Origin of the sequence: Priestia flexa NBRC 15715 (genome assembly GCF_001591565.1) — a bacterium.
In the GTDB taxonomy this organism is placed as follows: domain Bacteria; phylum Bacillota; class Bacilli; order Bacillales; family Bacillaceae_H; genus Priestia; species Priestia flexa.
In genome coordinates, this window is the sequence record NZ_BCVD01000179.1 from 1 (window position 1) to 5,427 (window position 5,427).

Annotated in this window: 6 protein-coding genes; 1 reads left to right on the forward strand and 5 read right to left on the reverse strand. The window is 36.6% G+C overall.

What is annotated here, in order from left to right:
* Nucleotides 1–12: 12 nt before the first annotated feature.
* From BFL01S_RS18760 to BFL01S_RS18775, 5 genes are all read right to left on the reverse strand, one after another.
* A complete protein-coding gene (locus tag BFL01S_RS18760) occupies nt 13–1,392 on the reverse strand; it encodes an allantoinase (protein WP_035320329.1) in 1,380 nt (459 codons plus the stop codon).
* Between the two features lie 147 nt (nt 1,393–1,539).
* Nucleotides 1,540–2,883, reverse strand: a complete 1,344-nt coding sequence (locus tag BFL01S_RS18765) for a sensor histidine kinase (RefSeq protein WP_061786627.1) — start codon at nt 2,881–2,883, stop codon at nt 1,540–1,542.
* 28 nt (nt 2,884–2,911) lie between these two features.
* On the reverse strand, nt 2,912–3,583 hold the full coding sequence (locus tag BFL01S_RS18770) for a response regulator transcription factor (protein ID WP_025908909.1): 672 nt from the start codon (nt 3,581–3,583) through the stop codon (nt 2,912–2,914).
* 111 nt (nt 3,584–3,694) lie between these two features.
* On the reverse strand, nt 3,695–3,850 hold the full coding sequence (locus BFL01S_RS20605) for a hypothetical protein (RefSeq protein WP_153301180.1): 156 nt from the start codon (nt 3,848–3,850) through the stop codon (nt 3,695–3,697).
* 31 nt (nt 3,851–3,881) lie between these two features.
* Nucleotides 3,882–4,760: a peptidylprolyl isomerase gene (locus tag BFL01S_RS18775; protein ID WP_025908910.1), complete on the reverse strand. Its 879-nt coding sequence runs from the start codon at nt 4,758–4,760 to the stop codon at nt 3,882–3,884.
* Nucleotides 4,761–4,974: 214 nt separating this feature from the next.
* Here BFL01S_RS18775 and BFL01S_RS18780 point away from each other — a divergent pair, with 214 nt between their 5' ends.
* A complete protein-coding gene (locus tag BFL01S_RS18780; protein ID WP_061786628.1) occupies nt 4,975–5,277 on the forward strand; it encodes an antibiotic biosynthesis monooxygenase family protein in 303 nt (100 codons plus the stop codon).
* Nucleotides 5,278–5,427: the final 150 nt, after the last annotated feature.

Here is a 5,427-nt window from a genome sequence, read left to right on the forward strand (position 1 = left end):
TGTCTCAGTCTCTCAACGTACGTTTGTATTTTCGATTTGTTGTACAAACCTTGACTTATTAATAGGTTGCTGAAACGTGTTAGTGTCAAACTCGTATACTATTTCACCTTCACAAATCGTATAGCGAATTGTACAGCTGAATTCATAGCCTTCATAAATGCTGTGCTTGTGTTTAAAAAACATGCGGTTTTGCTTTACGATGTAGGAATTCTTTAAATCAACGATTGTTAGATCTGCATCTCCGCCCACTTGAATACTACCTTTTTGAGGATACAACCCAAAACGCTTGGCAGGAGCCGTTGAAGTTAACTGTGCAATTTTAGTAAGAGGGATGCTTCTTTTTTGATACCCTTCTGTGATCATTGCTTGAAGCGTATATTGCCCTCCCGATATTCCTCCCCACACCTCAAACATATTATTTGATTTCTTCAAGTCCATAGGACACGGCGAGTGGTCGGAAGATATCATATCAATTTCACCTTTTTCCATCGATAACCACAGTTTCTCTTGTTCTGCTTTTGACCTGAGCGGTGGTGCACATTTAGCCAGTGCTCCAATTTGTACAAAGTCTTTTTCTCCAAACAATAAGTAGTGTGGGCAAGTTTCTAAAGTAACATCTTCCCCTCTTTTTTTAGCATCTACGATTAAGTCAACAGCTTCTTTACTACTGATATGTACAAAATGGAGTGAACATCCAGTTTGCTCAGCATACTCTAATGCTTCTTTAACTGCTTCTACTTCCACTTCAATTGGCCTTGTTTCTAAATAGCTTCTAATCGATGTAAGCCCCTGTTCCTCTTTTTGTTTTTGAAGCTCTTTAATCGTTTTGTCTTTCTCTGCATGCAAAGCGAGAACCTTACCCAACTTCGCGATTTCTTTCATCCCTTCATAGAGCGTAAGTCCATCTGAAAATTCGAACTCTGATCCTGCTTCTGACATAAATGCTTTAAAACCAATAGCCCCTTGCCTTGCCATCTTTTTAAGTTCATCTTTATTACCAGGTACTAATCCTCCCCATAAACCAAAGTTTACAAATGACTTCTCATTTCCAAGCTTCTTTTTATTTAAAAAAGCTTCTTTCGTTATGGTAGGCGGAACACCATTTAGAGGCATGTCAAAATAGGTTGTACACCCTCCTGCTGCCATCGCTTTTGAACCATTATCAAATCCCTCCCAATGCTCTCTTGCAGGCTCATCAAAATGAACATGTATATCAATAGCTCCAGGTAATACATGCATTCCTTCTGCTCTTAGTACCTCTTTCGCTAGGCTGGTATCAATAGTAGACTTTAAAGCAATAATCTTACCCTCATATATACCAATATCTATTACGCATACCTCGTTTTCTAACACAACCGTTCCACTTTTGATAAGTAAGTCATACTTTTTCATCCATAAACCCCTTCCACTTGCATTAGATTATTTTAAATATAACTGAATTTTCTAATTTTTTCATCGTGTATTTTGCCTTTTTTTAAAAGATGTTTTGTGCAAACTAGACAAAAAATGTACCTAGATACACGAGTATCCGGCACAATTTCATTGAGGTAAACTGATTCGAAAAGTGGTTCCTTTCTCAGGTTCACTTTCCACTTTAATTGTTCCTTTATGCATATCAACAATCCATTTCGCAATTGCTAAACCAAGACCATGTCCGCCCATTTGTCTAGACCTAGATTTGTCCGCTCTGTAAAAGCGATCAAAAATTCTTTTTTGTTCATCTTTATGGATACCAACACCCGTATCAGCCACTCGAATTTCAACTGCATTCGGTCTTTGCTTAATCAATACTTTTACGTGTCCTTGTGGAGTGGTGTATTTAATTCCGTTATCCAATAATATATACATGAGCTGCGTAAGCTTTTCTTCATCTCCCGAAAGCTCTATCTGGTCAGGTGCTTCTAGATGTAAGCTAATATTTTTAGAGTGAGCAAGTGGCTCAACGGACTGCATTACTTTTTCAACCATTTTTTTAATATCAAATTTATTAAAGGCTTGCTGGTTTTTGCTAGCATCAGACCGAGCCAGCGTAAGCAAATCACTTACAAGCTTAGTCATCCGCTTTACTTCTGCTTTCATATTACCGACAAGCTTTTTAGAAAAAGGATCTTCATTTACTTCATCCTGCATTTCGAGCGCATTAATAGATGATAGCATCACGCTTAATGGCGTTCTCAATTCATGAGAAGCATCGGCTACAAACTCTTTTTGCTTTAAAAATGCGGTTTCAATGGGAATCATTGCACGCTTTGACATTAAACGACTCATGTAAATGGCTACGCCTACAAATAAAACTGTTAACGATAACATGATGACCAAAAGCCACTTTAGCAACTGGTATAGAAACGAAACGTTTTTACCAATGTAAAGCATCCCTAAAAACTCACCTTTATAAAAAATTGGCTGTCCAGTCATAAGCAAATCAATACTTACCTTAAATTCATCTTCAGCATGACCATTCCGCTCAAACTTTTCCACATTTGGACGAATTGTTTCAATGCGTTCTTTACGCACTTCATTTTCAATCGGAATCCAGCCGTTAATTAAGTTTAGCAATTTCGGTCTTAGTCCTTCACTTGCTTCGCTGCCCATTAGTAACTGACCTTCTGGACTAACGACATAATAAAAGAACGCATCTTCCCTTGCCACAACAATATCTTGGTATTCATCTTCTACTTGGTCATTTTGCTCGACCAAAAGACTTTTCACAAATTTTGTTTCTTGCTTGAGCAACATGTTTAAGCTTTGCTGCTGGTTACTGCTAATCACAACGTAAACAAGTGAATAGACGATAAACACAAATAAAAGCAGAAATATCATTAACAGCGCACTGTAGCGAAAGGTAAGACGATTTTGCGTTTTGCTAAATAAATCTTGCTTCATCCGGTTACGAGCTCTTCTTATTAACTTTTTAGTCAATTTTATAACCTACTCCACGTATACTTTGGATGAGCTCTTGTTTCCCAAAATGATCTAGCTTTTTTCGCAGGAGTTTGACCGTTGCATCGATTGTTTTAATGGATACATCCGATTCATAGCCCCAAACGCGATCTAATATAATATCTCTTGATAAGACCTGTCCCTTATTTTTCAGTAAAAAGTCCAACAGCTGAAATTCTCTTGGGCTGAGCTGGATTGATTTGTCTCCACTATTCATCATTTGACTCGAACGGTTTAAGGTGATTTGATCGATTTTAACAGTTTCTTCAACAATTGGAGCATAGTTGCGGCGAGACAAAGCTCTCAGCCTGGCCAACAGTTCATCAATTTCAAACGGCTTCACCATATAATCGTCCGCACCAGCATCTAATCCATGCACGCGATCTTGAACAGCATCTTTTGCTGTTAACATTAAAATTGCGCCATTATAGCCTTCCTTTCGAAGCTGTTGGCAAATTTCTACTCCATCTCCGTTTGGCATCATCCAATCCAAAATGAGAATATCATAATGCGCATCAACAGCATAAAAGTAAGCATCACGCCCCTCCGTCACCCATTCGACGTTAAAGCCGGCTTTTTTCTTTAACATATAACTTACTAGCTCTCCTAGTTGCAAATCATCTTCTGCTAATAAAACATTCATATTTTCTCAGCTCCATTCATTTATAAATATACTACTTTATCGCTAGGACATAAACAATCAGCAGGTAGGTTTACCTGCTGATTGTTTATGTTATTATTTATTTTATTTATGTCAACGGTTAAAAGCATGTTGAGAATGAGAATTTGATTGGTTGTTTACACTTTCTGTTACTTGTACCACGCGGCGACATATTTCAGCTCGTACTCCGCGCTCTTTTAATTTTTCTACAATTTGTTCTAACTTATTGTAAGGCTTTTGCGTTTTCATTTTCATTCCTCACTTTATTTAGAATAATGGATTACGAAAAATTCTCAATGTCATACTTTTTCTTTGTTTCTTCTAACCAAGTTGGATATTCAGACTGAAATTTATTCTCTAACAAGAGTTGTTTAATTTCCTCTTTGCTATTTTCATAGTTCGCATCTTGAGCTGCTTTTTTATCAATTACTTTAATAACGTGATAACCATACTCTGTTTTAACAGGCTCACTAATTTCATTAACATTTAAGTCGAATGCAGCATCACTAAACTCTTGAACCATATCTTCTTTACTAAAGTATCCCAAATCTCCTCCATCTTCCTTAGAGGCTGTATCCGTCGAATATTCTTTTGCTAACTCAGCAAATTTCTCACCATCGCTCAGTTTTTTCTTAACTTCATTAGCCGTTTTTTCATCTTTTACAAGAATATGACTTGCTTTTACCTGCTCTGGCTGATCAAATGAGTCTTTGTTTTCATCAAAATATGATTTCATCTCGTCTTCAGAGATGTCAATTGTATCTTCTACCAGCTTTTTAGCTTTTAAGTTTGTTTCTAAATCCTTTTTTACTTCGCTTTCTTTAATACCATTTGCTTCTAAAGCTTGATTAAACGTATCTTCTCCACCGTATGATGTAATTAACGCATCAAGCTCTTTGTCGAGTTCTTTTTCACTAATTGTTACACTTTTCTTTTCCGCTTCTTTATTAATGACTTTTTGTTCAATCATTGAATCTAAAACGTCAGTTCCACCTTGAGACATTAACACTTCATATAATTGGTCTTTTGTGATTTTGTCTCCATCAACACTTGCTACTGCATCAACGCGATTGACTTGGTACACGACACCCGCAATGATAGCACCAGCAGCAATGATACCAAGAAAAGAAAAAAGCTTTTTCTTTTTCTTCTTATCCATTTTCTTACCTCTCCTAACTTCCATCCATGACTTACGCTATGTATGTAAGCGCAAGAATTATGAGCTTTTTGAACAGTTTTCTTTCTACGCTTCTAACTATACAAAAACAAAATGAAAAGTTGGTGAAAGCGTAAAAAGAGTTTGCTCTGTTTACGAACCATGTGAGGTAATCTTTGAAGTTGTTTATCTTATATAGAGAAATTTGGAGGACATTATGATTAAAGAAGTTGCTTTTTTCCGTATTAAAAAAGAGCTACTAGCAGAGTTTGAAGAAGCATTTCATCAAGCCGCTCACGTTATCGCACCTGTACCAGGATATATTAATCATTCCATTCACCGATGCATTGAAACAGATACTAAATATATGATTATTGTTGAATGGGAAAATGTTGAAAGTCATATGGTGAATTTTGTCCAATCTTCATTATTCGAAGAATGGGACAAACAAATGGGACGTTTCTTCGAGCCAAACGTTACAATGGACCATTATGTCAATGTTCATCCCTCTAAACATTGACATTCGTATGAAAAAAGCTTATTCTTAGCTTAGCACCCTATCCATCACCATTTCGCTTGTTGCGGGACACTTAACCAGTTCGGAATGGATAGGGTGTTTTTGTCTGTTTCAAATATAAAAAATACATAGAATAATAAAGAGACTGAGACA

Bases quoted from the DNA above. Each gene is read 5' to 3' on its own strand.
- BFL01S_RS18760 (WP_035320329.1), bottom strand. From the start codon at position 1,392: ATGAAAAAGTATGACTTACTTATCAAAAGTGGAACGGTTGTGTTAGAA.
- BFL01S_RS18765 (WP_061786627.1), bottom strand. From the start codon at position 2,883: ATGAAGCAAGATTTATTTAGCAAAACGCAAAATCGTCTTACCTTTCGC.
- BFL01S_RS18770 (WP_025908909.1), bottom strand. From the start codon at position 3,583: ATGAATGTTTTATTAGCAGAAGATGATTTGCAACTAGGAGAGCTAGTA.
- BFL01S_RS20605 (WP_153301180.1), bottom strand. From the start codon at position 3,850: ATGAAAACGCAAAAGCCTTACAATAAGTTAGAACAAATTGTAGAAAAA.
- BFL01S_RS18775 (WP_025908910.1), bottom strand. From the start codon at position 4,760: ATGGATAAGAAGAAAAAGAAAAAGCTTTTTTCTTTTCTTGGTATCATT.
- BFL01S_RS18780 (WP_061786628.1), top strand. From the start codon at position 4,975: ATGATTAAAGAAGTTGCTTTTTTCCGTATTAAAAAAGAGCTACTAGCA.